The organism is Escherichia ruysiae (assembly GCF_031323975.1).
GTDB classification, from domain to species: domain Bacteria; phylum Pseudomonadota; class Gammaproteobacteria; order Enterobacterales; family Enterobacteriaceae; genus Escherichia; species Escherichia ruysiae.
The window spans coordinates 1-22,485 of record NZ_JAVIWS010000002.1; the positions used below are offsets into that span (position 1 = coordinate 1).

At 48.0% G+C, this 22,485-nt stretch carries 32 protein-coding genes and 8 pseudogenes; 3 read left to right on the forward strand and 37 right to left on the reverse strand.

Annotation, left to right across the window (positions count from 1 at the left end):
- The 3 genes from RGV86_RS21720 to RGV86_RS21730 form a co-directional block, all read right to left on the reverse strand.
- Positions 1-247 (reverse strand): lysogeny establishment protein (locus tag RGV86_RS21720; RefSeq protein WP_309513786.1); only part of this gene is annotated, 247 nt, incomplete at its 3' end.
- A 50-nt stretch (positions 248-297) separates the two neighbouring features.
- A complete protein-coding gene (locus RGV86_RS21725; protein ID WP_000067535.1) occupies positions 298-1,329 on the reverse strand; it encodes a site-specific integrase in 1,032 nt (343 codons plus the stop codon).
- Between the two features lie 7 nt (positions 1,330-1,336).
- Positions 1,337-1,558 carry a hypothetical protein gene (locus tag RGV86_RS21730; RefSeq protein WP_000542332.1) on the reverse strand — a complete coding sequence of 74 codons (222 nt, stop codon included), beginning with the start codon at positions 1,556-1,558 and terminating at the stop codon, positions 1,337-1,339.
- 585 nt (positions 1,559-2,143) lie between these two features.
- Between RGV86_RS21730 and RGV86_RS21735 the strand changes: the two genes are divergently transcribed.
- Both RGV86_RS21735 and RGV86_RS21740 read left to right on the forward strand, forming a co-directional pair.
- Positions 2,144-2,353, forward strand: coding sequence for a hypothetical protein (locus RGV86_RS21735; RefSeq protein WP_000874154.1), 210 nt, complete (start codon positions 2,144-2,146; stop codon positions 2,351-2,353).
- 110 nt (positions 2,354-2,463) lie between these two features.
- Positions 2,464-3,315: pseudogene (locus RGV86_RS21740) on the forward strand (phage repressor protein C1).
- Between the two features lie 24 nt (positions 3,316-3,339).
- On the opposite strand, the gene RGV86_RS21745 reads toward RGV86_RS21740, so the two are convergent.
- From RGV86_RS21745 to RGV86_RS21785, 9 genes are all read right to left on the reverse strand, one after another.
- Positions 3,340-4,824 carry a terminase gene (locus RGV86_RS21745; RefSeq protein WP_181199420.1) on the reverse strand — a complete coding sequence of 495 codons (1,485 nt, stop codon included), beginning with the start codon at positions 4,822-4,824 and terminating at the stop codon, positions 3,340-3,342.
- Positions 4,824-6,017, reverse strand: coding sequence for a terminase (locus RGV86_RS21750; protein ID WP_222687593.1), 1,194 nt, complete (start codon positions 6,015-6,017; stop codon positions 4,824-4,826). The genes RGV86_RS21745 and RGV86_RS21750 overlap by 1 nt, the downstream gene beginning before the upstream one ends.
- Positions 6,018-6,103: 86 nt before the next feature.
- Positions 6,104-6,526 carry a Late promoter-activating protein gene (locus RGV86_RS21755; protein WP_286182240.1) on the reverse strand — a complete coding sequence of 141 codons (423 nt, stop codon included), beginning with the start codon at positions 6,524-6,526 and terminating at the stop codon, positions 6,104-6,106.
- 118 nt (positions 6,527-6,644) lie between these two features.
- On the reverse strand, positions 6,645-7,688 hold the full coding sequence (locus RGV86_RS21760; protein ID WP_222686584.1) for a DUF968 domain-containing protein: 1,044 nt from the start codon (positions 7,686-7,688) through the stop codon (positions 6,645-6,647).
- 27 nt (positions 7,689-7,715) lie between these two features.
- Positions 7,716-7,895: a hypothetical protein gene (locus RGV86_RS21765; RefSeq protein WP_000113019.1), complete on the reverse strand. Its 180-nt coding sequence runs from the start codon at positions 7,893-7,895 to the stop codon at positions 7,716-7,718.
- A gap of 4 nt (positions 7,896-7,899) precedes the next feature.
- A complete protein-coding gene (locus RGV86_RS21770) occupies positions 7,900-8,280 on the reverse strand; it encodes a type II toxin-antitoxin system death-on-curing family toxin (protein WP_001216034.1) in 381 nt (126 codons plus the stop codon).
- Positions 8,280-8,501 carry a type II toxin-antitoxin system Phd/YefM family antitoxin gene (locus RGV86_RS21775; protein WP_001190712.1) on the reverse strand — a complete coding sequence of 74 codons (222 nt, stop codon included), beginning with the start codon at positions 8,499-8,501 and terminating at the stop codon, positions 8,280-8,282. The genes RGV86_RS21770 and RGV86_RS21775 overlap by 1 nt, the downstream gene beginning before the upstream one ends.
- Positions 8,502-8,573: 72 nt before the next feature.
- The gene (locus tag RGV86_RS21780) at positions 8,574-8,963 is read right to left on the reverse strand and encodes a HumD family translesion DNA polymerase (protein WP_136766607.1); all 390 of its coding nucleotides are present in this window, start codon (positions 8,961-8,963) and stop codon (positions 8,574-8,576) included.
- A gap of 123 nt (positions 8,964-9,086) precedes the next feature.
- Complete coding sequence (locus tag RGV86_RS21785; protein ID WP_309508511.1) at positions 9,087-9,338, reverse strand: DNA polymerase III subunit theta; 252 nt, start codon at positions 9,336-9,338, stop codon at positions 9,087-9,089.
- A gap of 31 nt (positions 9,339-9,369) precedes the next feature.
- On the opposite strand from RGV86_RS21785, the gene RGV86_RS21790 reads away from it, so the two are divergent.
- Positions 9,370-9,726, forward strand: coding sequence for a hypothetical protein (locus tag RGV86_RS21790; protein WP_134261048.1), 357 nt, complete (start codon positions 9,370-9,372; stop codon positions 9,724-9,726).
- Positions 9,727-9,765: 39 nt separating this feature from the next.
- Here RGV86_RS21790 and RGV86_RS21795 read toward each other — a convergent pair whose 3' ends face one another.
- The 25 genes and pseudogenes from RGV86_RS21795 to RGV86_RS21900 form a co-directional block, all read right to left on the reverse strand.
- Entirely contained in the window at positions 9,766-9,981 is a 216-nt protein-coding gene (locus RGV86_RS21795; protein WP_024259737.1) for a hypothetical protein, read from the reverse strand.
- A gap of 160 nt (positions 9,982-10,141) precedes the next feature.
- Entirely contained in the window at positions 10,142-10,933 is a 792-nt protein-coding gene (locus RGV86_RS21800; RefSeq protein ID WP_222687644.1) for a P-loop NTPase family protein, read from the reverse strand.
- Between the two features lie 11 nt (positions 10,934-10,944).
- Positions 10,945-11,253: a hypothetical protein gene (locus tag RGV86_RS21805; protein ID WP_222687600.1), complete on the reverse strand. Its 309-nt coding sequence runs from the start codon at positions 11,251-11,253 to the stop codon at positions 10,945-10,947.
- Complete coding sequence (locus RGV86_RS21810) at positions 11,243-11,629, reverse strand: hypothetical protein (protein WP_104075979.1); 387 nt, start codon at positions 11,627-11,629, stop codon at positions 11,243-11,245. Before RGV86_RS21810 ends, RGV86_RS21805 begins: the two co-directional genes overlap by 11 nt.
- Before the next feature lie 6 nt (positions 11,630-11,635).
- Complete coding sequence (locus RGV86_RS21815; protein WP_309508533.1) at positions 11,636-11,929, reverse strand: hypothetical protein; 294 nt, start codon at positions 11,927-11,929, stop codon at positions 11,636-11,638.
- A 178-nt stretch (positions 11,930-12,107) separates the two neighbouring features.
- A complete protein-coding gene (locus RGV86_RS21820; RefSeq protein ID WP_309508510.1) occupies positions 12,108-12,341 on the reverse strand; it encodes a hypothetical protein in 234 nt (77 codons plus the stop codon).
- Between the two features lie 82 nt (positions 12,342-12,423).
- On the reverse strand, positions 12,424-13,023 hold the full coding sequence (locus RGV86_RS21825) for a DUF551 domain-containing protein (RefSeq protein ID WP_309508532.1): 600 nt from the start codon (positions 13,021-13,023) through the stop codon (positions 12,424-12,426).
- A 97-nt stretch (positions 13,024-13,120) separates the two neighbouring features.
- Entirely contained in the window at positions 13,121-13,492 is a 372-nt protein-coding gene (locus RGV86_RS21830) for a hypothetical protein (protein ID WP_309508509.1), read from the reverse strand.
- A gap of 454 nt (positions 13,493-13,946) precedes the next feature.
- Positions 13,947-14,225 (reverse strand): annotated as a pseudogene (locus RGV86_RS22475) (ead/Ea22-like family protein); the annotation flags it as partial.
- A 3-nt stretch (positions 14,226-14,228) separates the two neighbouring features.
- Positions 14,229-14,294, reverse strand: a pseudogene (locus RGV86_RS22375) (ead/Ea22-like family protein); the annotation flags it as partial.
- Positions 14,286-14,417 (reverse strand): annotated as a pseudogene (locus RGV86_RS22510) (ead/Ea22-like family protein); the annotation flags it as partial. The pseudogenes RGV86_RS22510 and RGV86_RS22375, both read right to left, overlap by 9 nt.
- Positions 14,418-14,471: 54 nt before the next feature.
- Positions 14,472-14,540 (reverse strand): annotated as a pseudogene (locus tag RGV86_RS22515) (ead/Ea22-like family protein); the annotation flags it as partial.
- A pseudogene (locus RGV86_RS22520) lies at positions 14,532-14,663 on the reverse strand (ead/Ea22-like family protein); the annotation flags it as partial. The pseudogenes RGV86_RS22515 and RGV86_RS22520, both read right to left, overlap by 9 nt.
- A gap of 20 nt (positions 14,664-14,683) precedes the next feature.
- Positions 14,684-14,909 (reverse strand): annotated as a pseudogene (locus tag RGV86_RS22525) (ead/Ea22-like family protein); the annotation flags it as partial.
- A 21-nt stretch (positions 14,910-14,930) separates the two neighbouring features.
- Positions 14,931-15,335: pseudogene (locus RGV86_RS22405) on the reverse strand (ead/Ea22-like family protein); the annotation flags it as partial.
- Positions 15,332-15,898: an ead/Ea22-like family protein gene (locus tag RGV86_RS21855; protein ID WP_309508508.1), complete on the reverse strand. Its 567-nt coding sequence runs from the start codon at positions 15,896-15,898 to the stop codon at positions 15,332-15,334. The gene RGV86_RS21855 and the pseudogene RGV86_RS22405, both read right to left, overlap by 4 nt.
- The gene (locus tag RGV86_RS21860; protein ID WP_309508507.1) at positions 15,895-16,539 is read right to left on the reverse strand and encodes a hypothetical protein; all 645 of its coding nucleotides are present in this window, start codon (positions 16,537-16,539) and stop codon (positions 15,895-15,897) included. The genes RGV86_RS21855 and RGV86_RS21860 overlap by 4 nt, the downstream gene beginning before the upstream one ends.
- Positions 16,532-16,747, reverse strand: a complete 216-nt coding sequence (locus RGV86_RS21865) for a hypothetical protein (RefSeq protein ID WP_023156869.1) — start codon at positions 16,745-16,747, stop codon at positions 16,532-16,534. Before RGV86_RS21865 ends, RGV86_RS21860 begins: the two co-directional genes overlap by 8 nt.
- The gene (locus RGV86_RS21870) at positions 16,744-16,935 is read right to left on the reverse strand and encodes a DUF1382 family protein (RefSeq protein ID WP_024257927.1); all 192 of its coding nucleotides are present in this window, start codon (positions 16,933-16,935) and stop codon (positions 16,744-16,746) included. The genes RGV86_RS21865 and RGV86_RS21870 overlap by 4 nt, the downstream gene beginning before the upstream one ends.
- A 39-nt stretch (positions 16,936-16,974) precedes the next feature.
- A complete protein-coding gene (locus RGV86_RS21875) occupies positions 16,975-17,700 on the reverse strand; it encodes an ASCH domain-containing protein (protein WP_023156867.1) in 726 nt (241 codons plus the stop codon).
- Positions 17,701-17,894: 194 nt separating this feature from the next.
- A complete protein-coding gene (locus tag RGV86_RS21880) occupies positions 17,895-18,401 on the reverse strand; it encodes a phosphatase domain-containing protein (RefSeq protein WP_001379122.1) in 507 nt (168 codons plus the stop codon).
- Positions 18,402-18,474: 73 nt separating this feature from the next.
- The gene (locus RGV86_RS21885; protein ID WP_309508506.1) at positions 18,475-19,737 is read right to left on the reverse strand and encodes a hypothetical protein; all 1,263 of its coding nucleotides are present in this window, start codon (positions 19,735-19,737) and stop codon (positions 18,475-18,477) included.
- Between the two features lie 301 nt (positions 19,738-20,038).
- Positions 20,039-20,740, reverse strand: a complete 702-nt coding sequence (locus RGV86_RS21890; protein ID WP_222687604.1) for a hypothetical protein — start codon at positions 20,738-20,740, stop codon at positions 20,039-20,041.
- Positions 20,737-21,414: a metallophosphoesterase gene (locus RGV86_RS21895; RefSeq protein ID WP_222687606.1), complete on the reverse strand. Its 678-nt coding sequence runs from the start codon at positions 21,412-21,414 to the stop codon at positions 20,737-20,739. Before RGV86_RS21895 ends, RGV86_RS21890 begins: the two co-directional genes overlap by 4 nt.
- Complete coding sequence (locus tag RGV86_RS21900) at positions 21,411-22,037, reverse strand: motility associated factor glycosyltransferase family protein (protein WP_222687607.1); 627 nt, start codon at positions 22,035-22,037, stop codon at positions 21,411-21,413. The genes RGV86_RS21895 and RGV86_RS21900 overlap by 4 nt, the downstream gene beginning before the upstream one ends.
- Positions 22,038-22,485: the final 448 nt, after the last annotated feature.

Genomic DNA, 22,485 nt, shown 5'->3' on the forward strand with positions numbered 1-22,485 from the left:
CCTTACCCAGGAGTTCGCCAAATTCCGCCATCACTCTAGTAAGCCCGCGCCGCGCTTCCTCCTCCGTTGCATTCATCACAAAATGTTCAGCACTCCGCATACTTTTAACGGGGAACGCAACAGATATCGAGTCGATATCAGGCATCCTATCGCTCAACTTTACGGTGACAATGACAGATGGTGACTGAATTTGAGAGCTTACAGACAGCACCACATATTTTCCGTCTATTTTGAAATCCTTCCGCATGTGTCACCATAAATATCAAATGATTAGAGCAATCAAGCGCAAATGAACGGCTAATCGCCATCTTCCAGCAGGCGCACCATTGCCCCCGTTTCACTATCCAGGTTACGAATGTAGTTCATGACAATATTTACGTTGGTCCAGCCACCAGCTTGCATGATCTCCGGTATTGAAACTCCGGCGCGGGCCATATCTCGCGCGGCACCGACACGGGCACTATGTCCAGACCAGGCCAGGTATCGCTGACCAGAGTCATCTTTTGCCCCGTAAATCAATCGGTGAGTTGCTTCAAAAATCCCTTCCAGGGCGCGAGTTGATAGCTGGCTGGTGGATGATGGCGCGGCAACACCATTTTTTCTGACGCGGCAAAACAGGTAGTTATTCGGATCATCAGCTACACCAGAGACAGAAATCCATCGCTCAACCAGTTTAGTTACCCCCAGGCTAAGTGCCTTCTCTACACCTGCGGTGCTAACCAGCGTTTTCGTTCTGCCAATATGGATTAACATTCTCCCACCGTCAGTACGTGAGATATCTTTAACCCTGATCCTGGAAATTTCAGCTATACGTAACAGGGTGTTATAAGCAATCCCCAGAAATGCCAGATTACGTATATCCTGGCAGCGATCGCTATTTTCCATGAGTGAACGAACCTGGTCGAAATCAGTGCGTTCGAACGCCAGCGCCTGTTTTGCACGCTCACCGGCATCAACGTTTTCTTTTCGGATCCGTCGCATGACCAGTGAAACAGCATTGCTGTCACTTGGTCGTGGCAGCCCGGACCGACGATGAAGCATATTTAGCTGGCCCAAATGTTGCTGGATAGTTTTCACTGCCAGACCGCGCGCCTGAAGATATAGAAGGTAATCGCGAACATCTTCAGGTTCTGCGGGAAACCATTTCCGGTTATTCAACTTGCACCATGCCGCCCACGACCGGCAAACGGACAGAAGCATTTTCCAGGTATGCTCAGAAAACGCCTGGCGATCCCTGAACATGTCCATCAGGTTCTTGCGAACCTCATCACTCGTTGCATCGACCGGTAATGCAGGCAAATTTTGGTGTACGGTCAGTAAATTGGACATTTAACACTCAGATGATGGTTTTAAGTAAAGTGTACAGGATCGGCTCTGCCTTTACCTGTTTATGGTTCTCGTCATAGAAACGCCAGCGACCGCGCGTGCGTTCTATTTTCTCTTCACCGCGCGATAATGACAGTTGACAACTATCACGATCAAACCCTTTTGCCCGCCAGTAACCACGGTTTTTCTCAAGCTCAATATGAGTGGACACTTTAGCAGCTGAATATCCCATTTTTCACCTCTGATTGATTGGTGGTGCTAAGTGCGCTACGCAAAATCTGGAGCACTAACACTGCCAACATTTCGCAGATTTTACGTAGCGCAACCTTGATCAAATGATCAAGTGATCACTATTTGACCTGATAAGGTATTGAACTGTATGGATTTACAGGTAAATTGATCATGTTCAATAACCCTTAAGATAACTTCGTATAATGTATGCTATACGAAGTTATCAGGTCAGAAGAGGAGTTTACGTCCAGCTGCGCACAAAAATCAAGAATTATTAGAGCAATACAATAAACCACTTTCTTCCAGCAAAAATCTGGATTGTTTTTCATAGTTGTTTGACAATTGCTCTAATAAATTATAGTTTTGCCGCCGTTTCGTAATATGACACCAAGGCCACCTTCAGGTGTTATAGAGCGGCTCAGAGGGAAATGAGCAAACAGGGAAACCTTATACAAACGGCATTACGGCTATGCATTGCTCATCTTACACACAGCGCAATGTTGTTAGATAACCCCAGCATGGATTATGGGTGAAACAGTAGGTCAGAGCTTCAGGCTCTGTGTTGTCAATACAGTGAGGCATAATTATGGCTTTCATTCCACCAACCATCGACGACGTTAGACATTGCTCTAACGCTTTATCTGTAGACCCCGCCGAAACCGACGCTGCTCGCGCCATTGCTGAACACTACTCAAAGATATCCAATCAGGAGTACCGCATCACCCAAGACGACCTTGATGATCTCACTGACACAATCGAATATCTCATGGCCACTAACCAGCCAGACTCACAATAAATGCACTAATAAATCTATTATTTTTGCTGGATCCTTCTATAATGGTGGTCAACAACTCTCAGTGTTATCCGCTGTGAGTTGTTGGCCATGTCAATTCTGGAGGAGGATCAATGATAAATTATGTCTACGGCGAACAACTGTACCAGGAGTTCGTCAGCTTCAGGGATCTCTTTCTAAAAAAAGCTGTTGCACGCGCCCAACATGTTGATGCCGCCAGCGACGGACGTCCTGTACGCCCTGTTGTCGTTCTGCCGTTTAAAGAAACGGACAGCATTCAAGCTGAAATTGATAAATGGACATTAATGGCGAAGGAGCTGGAACAGTACCCAGACCTGAATATCCCAAAAACAATTTTATATCCTGTTCCTAACATACTTCGCGGTGTGCGGAAGGTGACAACTTATCGGACGGAGGCTGTTAATAGCGTAAATATGACTGCCGGTCGCATTATCCATCTGATCGACAGAGATATTCGAATCCAAAAAAGCGCAGGTATTAGCGAACACAGCGCAAAGTACATAGAGAACCTGGAAACAACGAAAGAGCTGATGATGCAGTATCCGGAAGATGAGAAATTCCGTATGCGCGTACACGGCTTTAGTGAGACCATGCTCCGCGTCCACTACATTTCCAGCAGTCCTAACTATAATGGCGGTAAATCAGTTAGTTATCACGTCCCATTATGTGGCGTATTTATTTGTGACGAAACTCTCCGCGATGGGATTATCATCAATGGCGAGTTTGAGAAAGCAAAATTTAGTATTTACGACTCTATAGAGCCAATCATCTGCGATCGTTGGCCACAGGCGAAAATATATCGCCTGGCAGATATTGAAAACGTAAAAAAACAAATTGCCATCACTCGCGAAGAGAAGAAGGTTAAATAAGCCGCATCAGTTACGCGTAGCCGTAAAACTAAGAAGGGGCAGCCGGTTAACGACAACCCCGAAAGCGCGCAATAGTTTCCGCCCGGCATGGTTAAAGAGCTATTCATTAAGCCATGCCAGAGCTTCATCAACCTGTGCTTCGTCTTCGACGCTAAGCACCTCATCCTGGGGAACATAATCCGCCAGCATAGCGAAACAATACGTATCCCAATGGTCTGGTGAGTGCAGGTTGAACTTTTTCTTCATGTCTTCCTTAGTCATCACCCTCCATTGACCTGCGGAGTTAATACCTACAGGTATTTTCGACGCCTCCTCAATGGTTGCATTCCCCTTATCCAGTCTCATACGACCAGATTTTACGGCCTCTGCGGCTTGAACGTTCGCATACGCACGCTTATCGTAGTACAGGCTTTTATCTTCACGGCTATGCATCTTTTTACCCCAGCGTATACGCTGTACGGTAATTCCATAATGCTCGTACATCAGATCCGCCGTTGCTTTCCCCAGGCCATCGCCGTCAATAGCTATAGTGATATTAGGGAATCGTTCCGGGTTACATTCTGCGAAAATCTTTGCGGCAAGCTGCGTTTCTGTAACGTCTGTGTATTCCAGCATACGATAGTTAATTACACGGCGTTTATTTCGCTGTCCGGAAACCATCATGATATTGATAACGGACTTATCCCGACCTGTGCCACCAGCAACGTCAACACATGCAACCCATCCCCATCCTTTGGCGATCTTGACCTTGCGCCGCGTCGCACGCTCAACCTCATCACGACCAAGAAGGAAGCCATCCTGTGATTTAGGGAATAGGCCGCGTACCTTGATCAGGTACATAGGGTTATCACGCCCGCCATACTCCGCAAGTTTTGCTCGTATAAATTTTGCGTCTACAAGCGGAGACTCTTCACTATTCAGTGTTATCGCAGTAAACAATCCATCAGGATTTCCTGGGCGAATCGCCAGTCTGTGGTGTGAATCGTAGAAATATCCAGAAGGTCGCGTAGGCTGAGAAAGAAGAAGAATACGGTTATCCTTACCAGTCAGCGCCCCTGTTATCACACTGAATGCTTTATCGCTAACACCCGAAGCTTCGTCGATGATATACAGGAGATGATCGGCGTGTTCACCAGCCAACGCCTCCTCATTTCCCGGGCGACAGGACTTTATCAGTATTGTCCAAACACCCTTGCCGGTTATCTCAAAAAAAGACGTTTCTGTAAGAATGAAATACTTTGACAACCAGGGGAATCGGCTAACCGCAGTAGCCCAATTGCTCTTTATGTATTTAAAAATACCATCAAGCACTTGCTGTCTTTTGTTTGCGACCAGAATGACGCGAGCACCAGGGAAAAATATGATAAAGAGAATTGCAATGATACTCGTCATATCCGACTTACCAGTACCATGACCAGAGGTCACACTTGTCCAGCTTCCATCCTGTTGCGTGGACTCAATTATCTCATCCTGCTGCCAGGTTGGCGTCTTCCCGAACAAAACATCGGCGGCCGCAATCCAGTCATAACGATATAGAGCCACCAGCTCCCGCCAGCGTGGATCCGTAACGCAACTTCTGGCCATTAATCATTATCCCCGTATAGCTTGCGGGTAACCTCTTCGTCTTCCTCCTCGTCTTCGTCAAGGTCTTGTTCCAGCCATGGATCGTTTGATACGCCTTCAGTATCAACATCGCCATAACCGCCTGTATCAACGATATCGGCGATTTCTTCCCTACGTTGTTCAATCCACAATGCAGCATCAGCGCGACGGTTAGCGGCCCGTTCTCGCGCGATTTTATCCAGATCTTCAAGCGATGGTGCGCCTGATGCTGTTTGGCTTTCCTCGTCATCTGCATTAGCTTTAGGAGCGCGCAGATCGGCTTTGATTTGCTCCAGCATCAGGGGTGGTACTTTCCCACCATGCGCCTCGATGAATTCGGCTGCTTCCAGCACTGACCAGTTGTTTTCGCGCTTTCGTTCGTATGCCAGCTTAACAATGCCTGCCTGCCCCATAGACAAAGCGTGCTTTTCCGCCTCCCGGCTTTCCTTTCGATAGTTATTCCGGATGCTGTAAATGGTGTTGATCAGGCTGCTTATCTGCGCGGAACAGCTGTTTAGCATGCTCGCGATACGGTATTCAGGCGGAGTCCCTTCATCATCGTCTTTTTGCTGATCGCGCATTTCCTGCACCAGGCGAATACACGTATCCCTGGCGTTTTCCAGCATAAGGAGATGAGAGAGTGACTTTTCCAGAAGAGTGGTTTCCAGAACGTCAGCCCCGGAACGACGCAACATTGCGCGCGCTGCCTTCCGCGCTTCAACGTTATCTATCAGGTAATCGCCTGCTTCGAATTCAAAGCGTTCCCCATCATCATCAAGGGTGTCGCGCTCCAGGCGATCACGTAAAGTCCGGTGGGCGCGGGTGATCACATCATGATCATCCGAACGATCCTTTATGCGCTTATTTTGGCGTTTCGCATTCTCGACAGCGGCACTGACAACAGCATTAACCCTCTGTTTTTCCACAATTTCAGCCACAATATGATCACCAGCACGTTGATCATTAGCGTGATCAATGATCATGCTTTTCAGTGGCTTCCTGACCGGTTTATTTGGCTTGCGGCTGTCCGCTGTTCTGGTGTCTTCTTTGAAGGCACGGAGATAACGACGTGCGGTGTTTGGGTTGAGATTAAACTCGGCGGCATACTGTGCGATGGTGTAACCACCATCTCGCGCCAGGCGAGCAAAATTCTTCTTGTGATCGTCCCAGGTCACTTATGCTTCCTTTCGTATAAAACTCTTTTTGACGCGAGGGTAACGAAAGTCACATGTCAAAAGACCCGGAACGGGTAAACAATCAATCAGATACGTGCTGAAGCGGCATTACCGAACTGACGGTGCTGACGGGCAACCTTATTGAAAAGTTGACGTGCCATTACCCAAGGCTGGTGTTCTCGGCGTTCCTTTTCGTCCTGCGTCATATAGAGTTCATTCTGGAGTTTTTCATCAAACCGGCGCGGGGCACGGCTACGGCGAAAGAATTCAGGGTTCAGAGAGTGGATCTGAAATCTACGCGGGCGCGTACTGTCATCAATCAGAACAGACGAATATTTAGACACTGCAATAGCCTTTAAGCGCAGATAGACATCGCGCTTATCGACATCAAGATGCGGGTATTCCTTTTCAAGGATTGCTGCGAGTTCTTTCGCTGATAGAAAAGACTTAGTGCGGATCATGTAATCCGCGATCTCATACGATGTTATTCGTGAGTGGTTTATTTCCATGAATTGGCGTCCCTGCCAGCTAAGTAACATCCTGTCACCTACTGATTAGCCCATGTCAACTAATCAACGATGGATATAATACTCTCGATTAAATAAATAGCAATACATTAGAGCAATTTTATCTAACGATTGACGAGTGACTTGTGATAGCGCCTACTCCGAGCGCGTAATCAAAGAACAATCGTTGATGCATCGCCAGCCTGCCGTGCTTACTCTCCCAATCATCGCGGTCACGCTCAATATCACGCTGGCATGACTGACATAGCGGAATCGCGTAAATGTCATGCGCGCATAATCGACTATGACGAACGATATAGGGCGTAATGTGAGCACCATCCCCCGCAGCTCCACAAGCACAACATGGACGAGAAGCAACAAAGTCCATGTATTCGGGCAATTTTAGCGATTGCAGTTTTGGTATTTTGAAATGCGCCATACCTGGATCGGGGTCAACATCCACAGGACATACTTTTGCACGCATCGGCGCGGCGCGTTCTTCCATCATCTGAACATATGCTGTAGCTCGATCGTCATACGGGCGAATATCCGCCTCTTTCAGAGGTCCGCTATCCTGCGGTGCAGCCTTCATCTTATTTATTGATATGCGGCAGACTTCTTCCGGCATCAGGTGCATCATGTTGCGCATGAAAGCCCACCAGCACAGCTCCTGAATACTTAAATCATGCCCATCTGAAAGGCCCATTTCCTGACGGGCTACATCCAGTATCCAGTTAACGCGATTATTATGCAGCGTTTCTGTCAGCTCATTAAAACCACGCATCCGGTAATGGTTATCGTGATGCCAGCACAACAACACCGCGCTATTGTCTCGTTCAGCGTGGACAATATGGTTGTCACACCAACTACGATCTGCGGCCTGGCATTGCCCCTCTTTCCTACGCAACCACGCCACCAGCGCGTCAATTCCACCAAGACGACGAAACAGTTCATCGCTGTTAAAAAACGGCTGCAATGCTTCGTTTGTTGCCATGGATTGCTCGGTAACAACGAGGCCATCTTCCATGTGCTCGATTAACTCGCGCGGCACCGGCTCCATAATAAATTTACGGCCAGCCTCCACCAGCTTTCTGACCTCCTGATCCACTTTGAACGTGGCGAGGCCAAGCTCTTTCTGAACAAAGGGAGTAATTACGGCTTTCACATCACACCTTTCATCACTGATTGGGCTTTATCTGCTGCCCGGCATTCTCTGTTTAAGCACAACCATTTCCTGACGGCATAACACAGCAATAGCGGTCCTGACTCCAATTTGCTTACCAACCAGGTATTGCTTTACCTTGCGGCGACTCACGCCATCAAGAAGCATCTTTAACGCTTCACGGGACAATTTGTTGTATTTGCGTGCCATTAATCTACTCCGCAGAACCATACAATCTACGTAACGTGTCGGCGACAGAAGATACAGATATCTCGCCAGTCGCAGCGCCTACAGTAAGGTCTGCCAGTTCAGGTGAATCAAATACCTGCACCCCGTTACGGCGTAGAAATAGCAGCGCACTGTTTAGCGCGGTACGCTTATTGGCATCATTGAATATATGCCCTCTCGCAGTAGCCACCAGGTAGGTGGCGGAGACTTCGAAAAGGTCGGTGATCTCTTCGTAGGCAACTCTGGCCTGAACTCTCCCGATAATGGCCTCTGCCCTACCCGGATCTGACATTCCCGGCAGGCCGCCGTAGCGGTTTATATTCGCATCATGAAGCGCAATAAGTTCTTCCGGTGATATATGCCTCATTATCGGTTAACCAGTTCCTTGTTGGTGGAGTCCAGGGTGTCAAACAGGGATGCAAATTCAGCATCCAGCGCCGCTTTTTTGTAGGCTTCGAAAGTAGCCTTGCTGACAATTACTGCTGGCTCACGGCCTCTGCGGGTGATTTCAACCTCTTCCCCGGCTTCAACATTGTTGAGCACTTCAGAAAGGTTGCCGCGCGCGGTACGGAAGTTAATGGATTGCATAAACACCTCGTGTACTCGTTATGTGTACACAATTATAAACCTCACAGGCATAAAGCACCAGCCCTTTGCAGCTTAAATAACCGGACAATCATCAAACTCCCCACTTCGGGCATCATTGATGACATGAGTGATCACACCAAAAACAGCATTACTGCCCGTGCATCCATCGTCATCTACTGGTAACGCCTCTTTCTTCCCGGTGCTTAAATCCTCCAGGTGCTGGCGCGGATACTTCCTGTATCTCTTTATGCGATATTCACCCTCCATAGCGCATATAAGCAGTGAACCATCAACCGGAGTAAGTGAGGAATCAACCACCAGCAAAGCACCTTGCAATATTCCCTCACGGTGATGGCTGTCTGCCGCCCGCATGAAGTAGGTCGCGGAAGGATGTCTGATTAGTTGCTGATCAAGAGAAATGCGGCTCTCTGCATAATCCGCCGCAGGAGAAGGGAAGCCCATAGCGTTTTACCTTAATGATACTGTTTATTCATACAGTATACATTGAAAAGGCATAGTTTGTGAAAGCGGGGTTTGTAGGCGCGCCACGCTGGGGGCTAATCACATTTCTCCCCCATCTTGCCGTTATTTTTTTGGTGCATCCTCGTTCTGATACACCGGATCGCTCCCTTTTGGCAACTGGAGGCTTAACTGCCGGTAGTGCCGTAGCCGTTCCATGAAATAGGCGCGCAGGTTTTCCGGTTGCTCACGGGCCACCTGCTCTGCAATCACAGGTATATTCAGCCGTTCTTTGTAAGCAACGCCGCTGGCGGCAAGGTCTACGTTCACCTTGTCTCGCTCTTCCTGGCTTTTATCTGCTATATTTCGATCTGACATAAGAACCTCCCGGAGTTAGTGGATCAGGCACATGCACAATAACGTTCTCAATGTTAGCCGTTCAATTCAGACAATCAGAGACTGCACCAGTGTGGTGGCATCAATCCCATTGCGAAATAGCATAGACGAACTGCAAATTCGTGTATTGAACCTGAATCATGCCAATGCAATTAAGCAATTGCGCTTTATTTTGACGCTTAAAAGTGAAGCAGAGGGGGTAAAGCACAGCGTAAAAGTGTTTTCTGAGGCCATTCTGCTTAATGGGAAGCTCCGGCATCTGGTAAGGCCAGAACGTCAATACCCTGACGTCCTGGCTCGTGAAAAATACCTTCTTTCCGAAGTTCAAGATAAGGTGATCGATTTCGTTAAATCTCATCCCCTGCATTGAGAGCAGGTGTTCCTCTTTGAAACAAAGATGCCACCAGCATTATGGTTCGCATTTCCAAATGGTGTTCTGAACGCCCGTGCCGGGCGCGAGATGTGGATTAGCGTTCGCGCTATGCTGATATACGGCTTTAGACTTTCCATATTGCTGACAGGCTTTATCTGCGGTTTTTTGCAGACTATCCAGCCCATACCAGCCATCTGACTGGATGCTTACCTTTTCACCGTCGTTGTATTGCACCATTGCACACCCAGACATAGCCAAGATCGCGCCGACAATAACGCTTTTCCATAAAACTCTATGCAACATATACAAAAATCCCCTCTGTGAATTGAGGGGATTTTAGCATGGTGATCAGATATCAGCTTTATTCAGAATTTTACCCACCAGCTATGTGATTTTTTCTGACAGGTCATCTTTAATACTTGCACTTATGACATGCGAATCTCCACTGTTCATGGTCAAAGCACCAGAATACTTCCCTGGGCAGATTGTGTTTTTTCATTTGCGCCAGCACGTGCGTTGGCGTATTTGCGGGGATTTCTGGTAGCAAAGCCTTAGCCATTTCATGAATTAACATAGCATCTATTACCCCAAGCGTATGCCCCGCCTTAATCTTTAATGCGGTTTCAAGATGGCCCCTTTCCAGAGTTGTACTCACTCTTGGCTTCGGCGCTTGTGGATGGGTATCCAGACGGTTGCCAGATTCATAGGCTACCCGCAGCCAGTGCATGAATGTTTCCGTAGACACACAACCGCAGTCCTGGTCGATTTTTTCGTGTTGCTGCCCCAGCCACTGCTCAAAATTTAACTTGTTGGATGCTTCTAGAGCCTCTTCGTATTGTTTGCGCGAAATTATTTCCGTGTATTCCTCACGATCAAGGTTACTTATCGGGAGTCTGACCTCAAGGCAAAAATGGCGTCCTCGCAGGCTTTTTGCCGGGTCAGAGCCAAAAGCAAAGAGGCCATATGATGGTTCATACTCGTCCTCTCTAACCATGCGACAATCGAGCACATCATCAGGCCACCCTCCACGCTTTGGCAGCTCCTGCACCAATAAGTCAATCAGCTTTATTGTTTCACCATCCTTGCAGGTTGCTAACGCTATTTTGGCAAGCTCCAACACCTCATCTGCCGTATATCCAGCACCGTGACCATACATTTCTATTCGTGCGATAATGTCCAATAAACGAGTTTTAGTTATCCTCATATCGCTCACCATCATAGATACACAAAAACCAAAACCCAAAGGCAGGCGACAGTAGGGACGGTAAAATCCTGCAAGCTCGCCATATCCCATACGCGTGGATCGAAACCGCCCCACCAGGGCATATTGCTGCGCTTACCGTTCCCGAACTTGTTTATCCATCGGTATTCAGCCTGGGTGTGTTCACGCGCAATAAAGAACGTGATCCCTGCTATCGCTCCATAAATCCAGTTGCCAGTTAATGTGCCCATAAGCACCTGAGCTAAAACGGCACAAGCCGCATGTAATAATGGGGTAATATCAAAGGACTTATTATTTTTCATTGCGTGACATCCTCTTCCATTTCTTTTCGCATTCCTTAGTCCAATTTTTAATGTTCATTTTGGCAATGTCAGTCATTCCATCGCCTAAGAAATACTTTTTCCGGTATGTCTTACACTTAAACCACACTACAATAGCCACCAACCAGAAAATAAAAGGCCATACAGCAATGCCAACGACAGCCGCGATAAAGCCCAATAGCCATAAATGAAGCTCTCCTACTTCTGTTTCAGGCAATATCTTTAAAGAGTTAAACAGCAGACTGAACGAATGGTCGTATGCAGTGGCGGTATAAGACATGCAATCCATATAATTAAAATCATAGCCTGCGGCTGCCGCCCATAATGGGCGGTCAAGAAAATGTTTGAATGTCATCATATGAATTTAAGGTTCAGACCAGTTATCTTCAATAACAATACTTAATCTCTGTAGCCATTCTGCTAATTTCAGCATTGCTTCTCTTTCGCTTAACCCGCGCGGGAAATCATCAAGCGATATTGTTGGCTTGAAGTTCCCGAAATTATCCATTTCAACGGTCAGATTTTGCTCCAGCACGGTATTCCTTGCGCGACTATTGTGCCGAAGCAAATATACTGAATGTGATTCATTGGTTTTGTGGTCGAACGTATATTCGGTAAGTATCATCTGGCTTTTGCCATGACTATTACCTCTCCACATACTTACCTCACTTAATAAAACAACTCCATGCGTAGTTGATGATTTTTTCCCACGCAATATAAATCTGCACTCCGGCAGTAAAACCAAAGCCAACAATTGCTGAAAAAATCAAAATATTTACTTTTGACATTATAAAATTTCTCTCGGTGCAGTAGGTGATAGCACCATAATTGATAATTTAGTGAGTTAGCAGTTCCATTTTTTTGATGATTTCCGCATGAGCATCATCGTTATCAACACTTAGCTCGTTTAATGCTTCTCGCACTACATCAACCTCTTCAGGCTGAAGGAAGTCGTCGCGGTAATCACCAAATAGAACCGAAACCAGCCTGCCACCAGCAACATCAAGATTGGCGCTAACAGGTGGCTCTTTGCCATCCTCAAATTCGACTACAAAAGTTAATTTTCCCATCGTTACCCCCTGCGACAAATTGAATACACAACCAGTGCTACCGCCATTGCAATTCCGACCGTGGTGAATGCCTCAGGCCAGCTCATTGATCGACCTCCTGCGGCGGTTCTGGTAGCGACATCCAGTCGGTTACATTGCGACTCTGTGTTTCGAAAAATTCATCACCATTGCGGACAATATCGAAAAACTCTCCGTCTCGATATTGCGCATAAAGAACGAATGCGCCATCACATAAAATAATTACGTGCTGACCATCCTCTGGCATTCGCTCACTACAGCTTATCCAACCATCCGGAGTTACCGGATAGTTGCCATTCACAAGGTCAGCTCGAACATATAGCGTGTCATCATGGTGCTGATTGTGGCTGCACCACGTTAATTCGCTTAACTCGCCATCTTCTGGCCATACTCCAGCTGTTTGCAGCCAGATATGGGCTGGCGCATCTTGGCAAGGTGTATTAACTGGCAACTTGTAAGTTTGGCTTACAGGTTGGCTACCCTGAAGCATGGCAGCGTGGCAGGCATCCTCTACGCCCTTTACTGCATCTGCGCAGTAGTTATAGCGATTGCATTCCACTAATTTCCGTTTGAGTTTTTCAATTGCTTGCGCGACATCAGCCTGTATTTCCGGAACTGGCGGTTCTGCCCGGCCTTTCCAGCCTTCCCACATGGCAGCCATCATCACGAACCAAGCGTTTCCACAGCCATCTTTTTTGTTATCAAAGAACCAGTCAGCGAACTCTAGGCTCATGCCATTTTGTTCTGCTATTTCATATCGATTATCCATTGTTCTTCTCCTTGTTTAGCATGGCAGCACGGCAGGCATTCCAGCCTCTCACCTCTGCAATAGCGGCAACAGCATCGACCGCGTACATTTTAAGAGGGTTGGGCATTGGTTTTTCTTCAGGTACTACTGGCACTGGAGGGGCGGCATAAACAGGAATAACGTCCGCTTGCTCTTTATTGCTTTCATCCGTTAAAGCCCAGAATAATTTCCCGGCAGGATGTTTGAAAATATAAGCAACTGGATCTGCTTCCAGCGATGCCAGTGCAATTTCATAAGCACGGCGCTCAATATTGTCTCGAACGTCCAAGCTGCCTATGCGCTCTTTGATTTCTTTAATCAGTTCTTTGTCGGTAAAAGTGGTCATGTCACTCTCCTTTGATGCGAATGCCAGCGTCAGACATCATATGCAGATACTCAACTGCATCCTGAACCCATTGACCGCCAATCCCGTAATAGCGATGCGTAATGATGTCGATAGTTACTAACGGGTCTTGTTCGATTAACTTCCGCAGAAACTCTTCCAGGTCACCAGTGCAGTGCTTGATGACAGGAGTTTTCCCAGGATGGCGAACAACAAGAAACTGATTTCCGACTTCACGGACTTCGTTGCTTTCCAGTTCTGCAATGCGCTTCTCTGCGGATTCCAGCGCCGCAACCAATTCGTCTACAGTTCCGGCAGCTTGCAGTGCGTAATCGGTAATAGCCATCTCATGATCAATTTCAGTACCGTTCTCATTCGTTGAGGTGATAGCAAAATAATCAGAGTCGATTTCGTTATCAGCTAAGTGGCGTAGCGTATCGGCAACAAGCCGGCCGTTTTCGATTAGCAGCTTCCCTACCGTTAGCGCAATATCCTCGTTCTCCTGGTCGCGGGATTTGATGTATTGCTGGTTCCTTTCCCGTGCTTCCAGTTCTGCAATGCGCTTCTCTGCGGCTTCCAGCTCAACGCGCAGCTTCCCTACCGTTAGCGCAATATCCTCGTTCTCCTGGTCGCGGGATTTGATGTATTGCTGGTTCCTTTCCCGTGCTTCCAGTTCTGCAATGCGCTTCTCTGCGGCTTCCAGCTCAACGCGCAGCTTCCCTACCGTTAGCGCAATATCCTCGTTCTCCTGGTCGCGGGATTTGATGTATTGCTGGTTCCTTTCCCGTGCTTCCAGTTCTGCAATGCGCTTCTCTGCGGCTTCCAGCTCAACGCGCAGCTTCCCTACCGTTAGCGCAATATCCTCGTTCTCCTGGTCGCGGGATTTGATGTATTGCTGGTTCCTTTCCCGTGCTTCCAGTTCTGCAATGCGCTTCTCTGCGGCTTCCAGCTCAACGCGCAGCTTCCCTACCGTTAGCGCAATATCCTCGTTCTCCTGGTCGCGGGATTTGATGTATTGCTGGTTCCTTTCCCGTGCTTCCAGTTCTGCAATGCGCTTCTCTGCGGCTTCCAGCTCAACGCGCAGCTTCCCTACCGTTAGCGCAATATCCTCGTTCTCCTGGTCGCGGGATTTGATGTATTGCTGGTTCCTTTCCCGTGCTTCCAGTTCTGCAATGCGCTTCTCTGCGGCTTCCAGCTCAACGCGCAGCTTCCCTACCGTTAGCGCAATATCCTCGTTCTCCTGGTCGCGGGATTTGATGTATTGCTGGTTCCTTTCCCGTGCTTCCAGTTCTGCAATGCGCTTCTCTGCGGCTTCCAGCTCAACGCGCAGCTTCCCTACCGTTAGCGCAATATCCTCGTTCTCCTGGTCGCGGGATTTGATGTATTGCTGGTTCCTTTCCCGTGCTTCCAGTTCTGCAATGCGCTTCTCTGCGGCTTCCAGCTCAACGCGCAGCTTCCCTACCGTTAGCGCAATATCCTCGTTCTCCTGGTCGCGGGATTTGATGTATTGCTGGTTCCTTTCCCGTGCTTCCAGTTCTGCAATGCGCTTCTCTGCGGCTTCCAGCTCAACGCGCAGCTTCCCTACCGTTAGCGCAATATCCTCGTTCTCCTGGTCACGGCGTTTGATGTATTGCTGGTTTCTTTCCCTTTCATCCAGTAGTGCCAGCACGGTTTCTGGTCCGGCCAGAAATTTGAAGGCGTTGAGCACATCAATATCCACACCGTAATCTTTAAGTTCCTGTTCACTTAACAAATCATCATCAGCTGGCAACATTAACAGGCGTTCCATTGCTAGAATTGCACGTTCCGCCGCCTCACGCAGTGCCTGGTAATTAATTTCGCTCACTGGTTGCCTCCTTTGCGAAGCTCAGCGGCGAAGGCTACTGCGTGATCATGATGTTCAAGTGTGTATGCACACTCCGCAAACATCTCCACGCCCTGCGCACGAATTTCAGCCAGAAAAGCATCGGTAGCTGGAGTTTCGCTGTGGTGCAGGGCATCGTTGATAATCATTGCAGCAACTCCGGCCTGCCCTGCATCCGTGACCGACACATGCTCAAGAGTTACGGCCATTGCGTGTTTCAGCCCAGCGTTCTCTGCCACCAGCGCAGCGAGATTAGTCTCAAGCTCTGAAATTCGGCACGTGGCATCAATATTTGTGTCCTCCAAGCACTTAATTTCACCAAGCAGCTCCAGTGCAACCTTTGGGTTGAACGCGGCAACATGACGAGCGTTGTTCTCTGCATTTTTCTGTCCATCAAAGCCGGTCCATTTGATAACGTCTTCACATCGTTCATCACCGGGCGTGTGCACCGCATAAGTACCAGTATCCGTCGAAATAAATGCGACCCATTCGTCTGGTGTTGCCTTTTCTGCCGCCTCACGCAGTACCTGATAGTCAATTGTCATTCTCGCCATCCTTCACAGTTGTAATCACTACAGCCTTCAAAATCATATGGGCTGTACTGCCAAGTTATTTTTCCGCAATGCGGACAATTCCAACGCACCTTCCCGCTTCGCGACTTCTTTCTTCTGTTTTGCTTTTTCAACCAGTCAGGCATGACCAAACCTGCGCCCTGAACCATTGTTCTGCGGTTAAAGTTATTGATATTGAACGTCCGGCGCTTTGCTGCATCAGCAATGGAAAATGGCAACCAAACTATTCCAGGTTCGTTTTTGTTGGCGACGCTAAAGATGGTTGCTTTACTGAAGTCATCTGTTGGCAATCCACCGTGTTGAAGCCAGTAAACATCGTTGCCGTTCCAGCTACCTTTTTTGTAGGCCACATACGCAGTGCAATCTGCCTCAATCAGGTTTTCTGTAGGGATGTACTGGCAATCAACGTGCCACACAGCCATTGCATCCACACTATCGGCACAAACAGGCTGATCGATATCTCGCCCACAATTCCAGGCTTTTTGGGCTTCTTCCAGCGTGTAAACATGAGCGCGATCGATATCAGAGCTGTAACCATTGCCGTTATGGCAATGGAATGAAGCGTTATTACCCACAGTTTCACGCAAGCACATCATGTAAAAGCGGTTATTCACTGGTCGCCTCCCAGCAAATTTGTCTTATATAAGAACTGTTAACGCGCTTTACTTTCCCGTCGAACTCCAGTTTCTTTAGACGACGCAAAACGTATGCCGTTTTGAGTGTGCGATATTTATCCCTAAGCCAGTTGGTCACGACGTAAGTCATACAGCGCCCGTGTTCTTCCAACACCCGAACTATTTCTTCGTCGGTTGGCTTGCTCATTTTGTCGCTCCTTCAGCTTTCTCTACTTTCGCTGCCATGATTTCCAGCTTTTGTGCTGCCGATACCGCTAACCTGTGAAATTCTTCATCTGTTTCAACTGGAATTGGTACAAACCTGACACCAATTTGAGCAAGGCTATGCGCCATTTCGAGACTTGCTCTTAACTCTGCTGGGGATGCTTTATTCAGGCCGACTTCCTCACAAATAACTGATTGCATACGCTCGCCCTACTGAATACGCTCAAACTCGATTACCCAAACCCAGGGATTAGCACTCCAGCTTTCTTCGCCGTAGATGGACTCCCACAGACGCTGGAACGCAACCTTTGCCATTGCGAAGTCCCCATTGGGAGTAAGGAATGTTCCCGGGTAATCAGGAAGCAAACTTCCAGCAGGCGGAACGCCCTCAGCCCCTGCATCGCATTCGCTGATATCGTTCAACCGCTCAACGCGCACGTTGGTAATTTCCAACAGAATGCGTGATGCCCATCGCGGCATGTGAATTGATGGACGCCACCCACCATCAAACTTTTCATTCACAGTGTGAGGTTTCCAGTCGGCATCATCGGGTATCGACCATAAGCCGTAATCACCAGGCTTTTGCTCACAACTGGCCCGATAAATCCTTGCTGCGCTCTTCTCATCGCCACGACAAAGGTTGTCGTTCCAGTCCACACTGCAACCATCCTCATTGCCTAATATCGCCCATGTTTCACGAACCCAAATTCGATCGCCGACGATACCAAAGGGGCAATTGAAAACACTGCTTACACCATCAGCCCCGTACCACTGAAAACCTGCACCAATTTTTCTAACCATCACTGGTGCTTCTGGACCAACTTCCGCAGGCTGATTTTTCATTATCCGCCGCGTCTGCGTTTTCCTTCCTTCGAGGATGGCCCGGACCATCTCATCGTTGAAAATCATGCCGCGCTCTTTCACTTCGCCTTTCATGCATCCCCCTTACCCATGCGCGACGATGCCGCCAAAAGTGATAGAGAACAGCCAGAAATAGATCGCGGCCATAATGATTTTGAATGCCGTGTTCATATTTTCAGCTCCTGTGATTGATTAGATACATGCCGCGCCTTGCGGCATGTTTTTATTTTCACTTTCCCTGCTTTAAAAATCAAGATTTATTAGAGCAATTACTGCTGATGAAGAAGCGCATTTTCATACTCCCTGACCATTAACGTAAGCACGCCGTGTCTCCTGAAAACACGCGCCACTTCAATCTTATCTTCCAGCGCGAACGCAATTTTACTTAGACCAATTTTCTTAAGGAGATCAATCTTTGCTGGGCCGTCATTTCTGTCATCAGTGGCAGGGCGCATAGATAGCAAAGGCTCAGCCCCGTTTGTTACGTACTTCCGCAGCCAAGCTCGTGTTTTATCCCTTGCGATCTCACAGCGCCCGGTTACAAACCAGACCGTGTAAACGTTAAATAACTGGCGCACAATATCAATAACTGGAGTTATGGGAGTATCAGTGTCACAGGCGAGATTAAACTCGTTCCAGTCCTTTGTTAATGCACCTTTACCTGGTGGCGGAAGCAAATGCAGTCTGTCTTCCGTTGCCTCCGATATTGTTCCATCAATATCGACTATGACGATATACGGACGTTCCTGGTGTGCGTGTTTATTGAAAATACTCAAATGCCCTCCTCATTGGACGAAAAAAATGCTGGTGGGACGCACTCCACCAGCATTAAAAGTGACACTGTAACTATCAGCGAACGTAAATAGTGCCGCCGTTCTCTTTTTCCCATGCGTCGCTACGTGCATAGCAAACATCGAGAAGTCTTCTTGCCGCTGTTTCCTCTAAACCCAATTCGACAACCAACTGTTCATGACGGCGGGTAACCACATCAAACAACGTATGCAGCCCTTTAGTTGCCAGTTCATCAATGAATTCCGGTTCGAACGGTAGCTCTGCATCTGCCAACATAACCTCTTGCGCCCACTCGACACGGCGGACCAGTTCCGGGCGGCGGCTTTCCATCTCTTTACAGATCAATTCATGGAAGAACTCTACCCAACCTTCCGGCTGGAACTCGCGGAAAATGGCCAGCGGCTGGAAGTTTGGCATCAACCATTCGTTGATTCGGATATCAATGGCATAGCCCATGTCACAGCAGAACTGATAAGCAAAGTCCAGCTTAGAAACGATATAAGGGCGCTCGTTATTGAACTCTTTAGGCGATGAGATCCCATAAGCCAGGAGGCGCGGGAAGAAGGATATTTGCCCTAACGTCGGATGGAGTTTACTTGCAGGGAAACGGCGCTCAGTAATGCCATACATTTCCTTCTTGAGTGTCGCAAATTTGGCATTTTCATTAACCAGCTCGGTAACCTCTGCTTTTTTATTAGCAAATGCCACGCGCGCCTCACTTGCATCTTTAATGGCCTTTTTGAGCTGTTGGTTAAGGTCGGCGACCTGCTTACGCAGTTCCTGGCGCTCGCTTTTGGCTTTGTTATAGCGTTTCTCAAGGTTAAAAGGATCAAGTTTCATGATCTCTTTATATTGAGATTTTAGCGTTGAAATCTGTGAGTTCCGCAGCTCAACCATCGCAGTCATTTCATTGAGTTTTGTTTCCAACTCAATGCTTATACGTTCGGCATTATCAGCACGCTGGTTGGCGTCATGCGTCGCATCGTCGATGGCGTCCTGTTGCTGGCGTTTCAAATGCTCAATTTGCAGCTGAAGCTCTTCAATTTCTTTCCCCTTCAGACCGAGATCCAGCTGCATATTTTCAGCTGCATCTACCAGGTCGTTATGGCTATCAGCTTCTGCGTTATAAACATCAATAAGCTGTGCGTGAAGCATCTCAGCTGACTGAACCGCATTATCAAAAAAACGTGCTGTGAGGTCATCACAACTAACGCGGCGTTGCGCGGCTCGGATGTTCTGAATAATGGCCGGGATACCGGCATTCAGGACGTCAGGGATAGATACATTTTCGATTGATTGGTTTTGTGCTGAAGTGCTCATTTCAAAGTTCCGTATTAGCTTGTGCTTCGGTCATTTTTCCTAAGTATGAAGGTGGAAGGACTACGCAATTTGTATCCAGTCCCTCACCAATGGCAGCCTGTAAAATTCTGGCTAAGGTGAGTCTCTTGTTGCGATACCGGGTGATGACATGCCTGATATCGCCGGACGGTGTAACAAAGGCGATCAGCCAGTAGTGATATTTCCGTCGGAATGGCCACATAGTGCACCTTATGGATTGCTCTAATAAAAAACGTGATGAGTGTACATCACGTTTTAAAAATATGGAATTATTAGAGCAATATTATTCTGATTCTTGCTCAAAAAACGCGCTAATGAGGGGAAGCCAATCCTCTGACACTTCGCGAGGTCGCGGTTTGCCGTGGAAAAAGATTATTCGGCAGTCCTTTGGTAATGCCCCATTCCCCCTGGAGTAACGCGCGCTTGCATATTTAGAACCAGGTTCCACAACATCGGCCTTGTAACTTACAAACCATCCCGGATACAGATCCTGAAATGCTGGTGTGTCATCGCCCATAACCTTCCGCAAGAACCCCTGATCACCCCAGCACTCAGTAGTAACACAACGAGCAATCCAACCTTCCGGATCTTGCCAGAATGCACTCCAGATGTGCGCTTTTACACTATTTGGTATCCACAGAGCACCGCTGCCACGATATTGTGGATGGTAAAAATCCCTAAGCATGGTGAAGCTGGTTGGTGGATTCTCAAGAATTGGGCGTATATCACCGGCAATAACCGTGTCCAAATCCAGGTAGAAGAGATCATCGGTTATATCCGGTCGAAACAACTCGATTTTCGCCCACCAGCCACGGCACTTTTGCCACTGGTTGATTAATGGGACAACCTTAACGCCTGGCACATGTAAACTCTTCAGGTCTGTCAGGCAAATAATTTCATAGCCTTTTGGCAGCTGATTAACCAGCCACTGCACATCGGAAGCGTTATAGTCGCCACCAGAGCGAAGAACTAAAGCAATCTTCATGCTGCACCATCACCTTTCACTTTCATCAATGTCAGGTTTCCGCAAAATACGGCTCCAGTGTCGATATAATGCTGATTCCAGAATGTCTTCGGGCTTTTCACCGGGGTATGACCAAAGATAAAACGATCTGCTCCCGAAATTTCGCCACCAATATCATCCATCGAATCACTGATACGCTCGCGCGCCCAGACAACATTGAAAAGCGGTACCTCCTTACCGAATTGATATTCATTATCCGGATAGTCGGCATGGGCTATAACAATAGTTTCTCGCCCGGTGTTCAGCTCAATGATATAGGGCAGACGTCTTACCAGCTCCACCAGCGCCCTGGCTAATATTTCCTGATCAGTGTCGAGCATGAAGAACCATTGTCCGCCATTCATTAGCCAGTTATTCACGTTGCCATCGGGGCTTAACGCATCAATCATCAGCCGCTCATGGTTGCCCATGACCGCTCTGAACCATGGCATCTGCAATAGCTCCAGACATTTAACATTTTCGGTGCCGCGATCGATAAGGTCGCCGACCGATATCAGTAAATCCTGCGCAGGGTCAAAATCCACACGATGGAGTTCGGACATCAGTCTGGTGTAGCAACCATGCAAATCACCAACAACCCAGACATTCCTGTATTTGGTACCGTCGATACGGTGATAAATTGTGGGTGCCATCATGTATTCTTCAGCCATTCTTTAAGAGTCATCTGCGGAATACCTCCCATTTTCCCGCATGAAACAACATCAATCTGTTCACGCGCAGACTGGAATAACAAAGGCAGGTGACTTAGATTTTTTGGCGTGCCGCCGGAATGAACGCGTGGTTCTTGTGTAGCGTCCACGCCCACCAGGGCGACATGTTTGAATCCGATATGGAAAGCCAGGTTCAGAGCACCATATGCACTATTGCCGCTGGCAATTTCATTCACATCTTCGCAAAGACCGAAATGTGCGGACCAGCGCCACGCCCACCACTCGGGAGAATTCGTATTTTTTGGCTCCGTGCCGCGCTCAGCCACACGACGGAAGCACAGAACGCCGTCTCTGACTTCACGTTCTTTAACATCAGGTAGCGCCATGCAATAATAAACACCACGGCGACGGCGCCCACGACCAACGCGCCGCATATTGTCTGGGGATGGATCAAGGGTGAAAAAATAAGAAGCGCGGTTAAGCCAGTCGATGGCCCCATTGACCGCTATAATCGGCACTCCGCGCGGCGCAACAAAGTTTGCGGCGCTTGGGCCACTGCCGACGATAATAACGCGATCACTGCCTCTAAATTTATTCTTGGGAAACATTGAATTGCACTGCTCCTACTTGCATTCAAAATATGTAAATCTGCGTGTTTTTTGCGGGTATCCAGGAACTGCTGTTGCCATTTTGAAATAGACACCTGCGTTGGATTCCGTAGTGCTTGAGGGTGCGCGCCATGCCAATGAAGGCCATTTTGCAGAGAACAGTCATAGCCGACTAATACAACTACTTCAGCCCCCGATTCAGCCGCCAGACTGATAGCCTGCGCGCCGCTATTCACCCCTTCCGCCGGTCCACAATATCGCCTGTACTCCAACGAAAATGATTTCGCCGCCGCCAGGTTGGCTGTCACTTTGCGGAATCTCCCCCCCGGTATGGTGGATCCGTATTGCTTCCACCATGACAAATCACCTGCGTATAAGGCATAAATTTCATCGAACATCTGCCAGGAATTGTTAACCGCGATGATTGAACAGCCAGTTTTTTCTATAG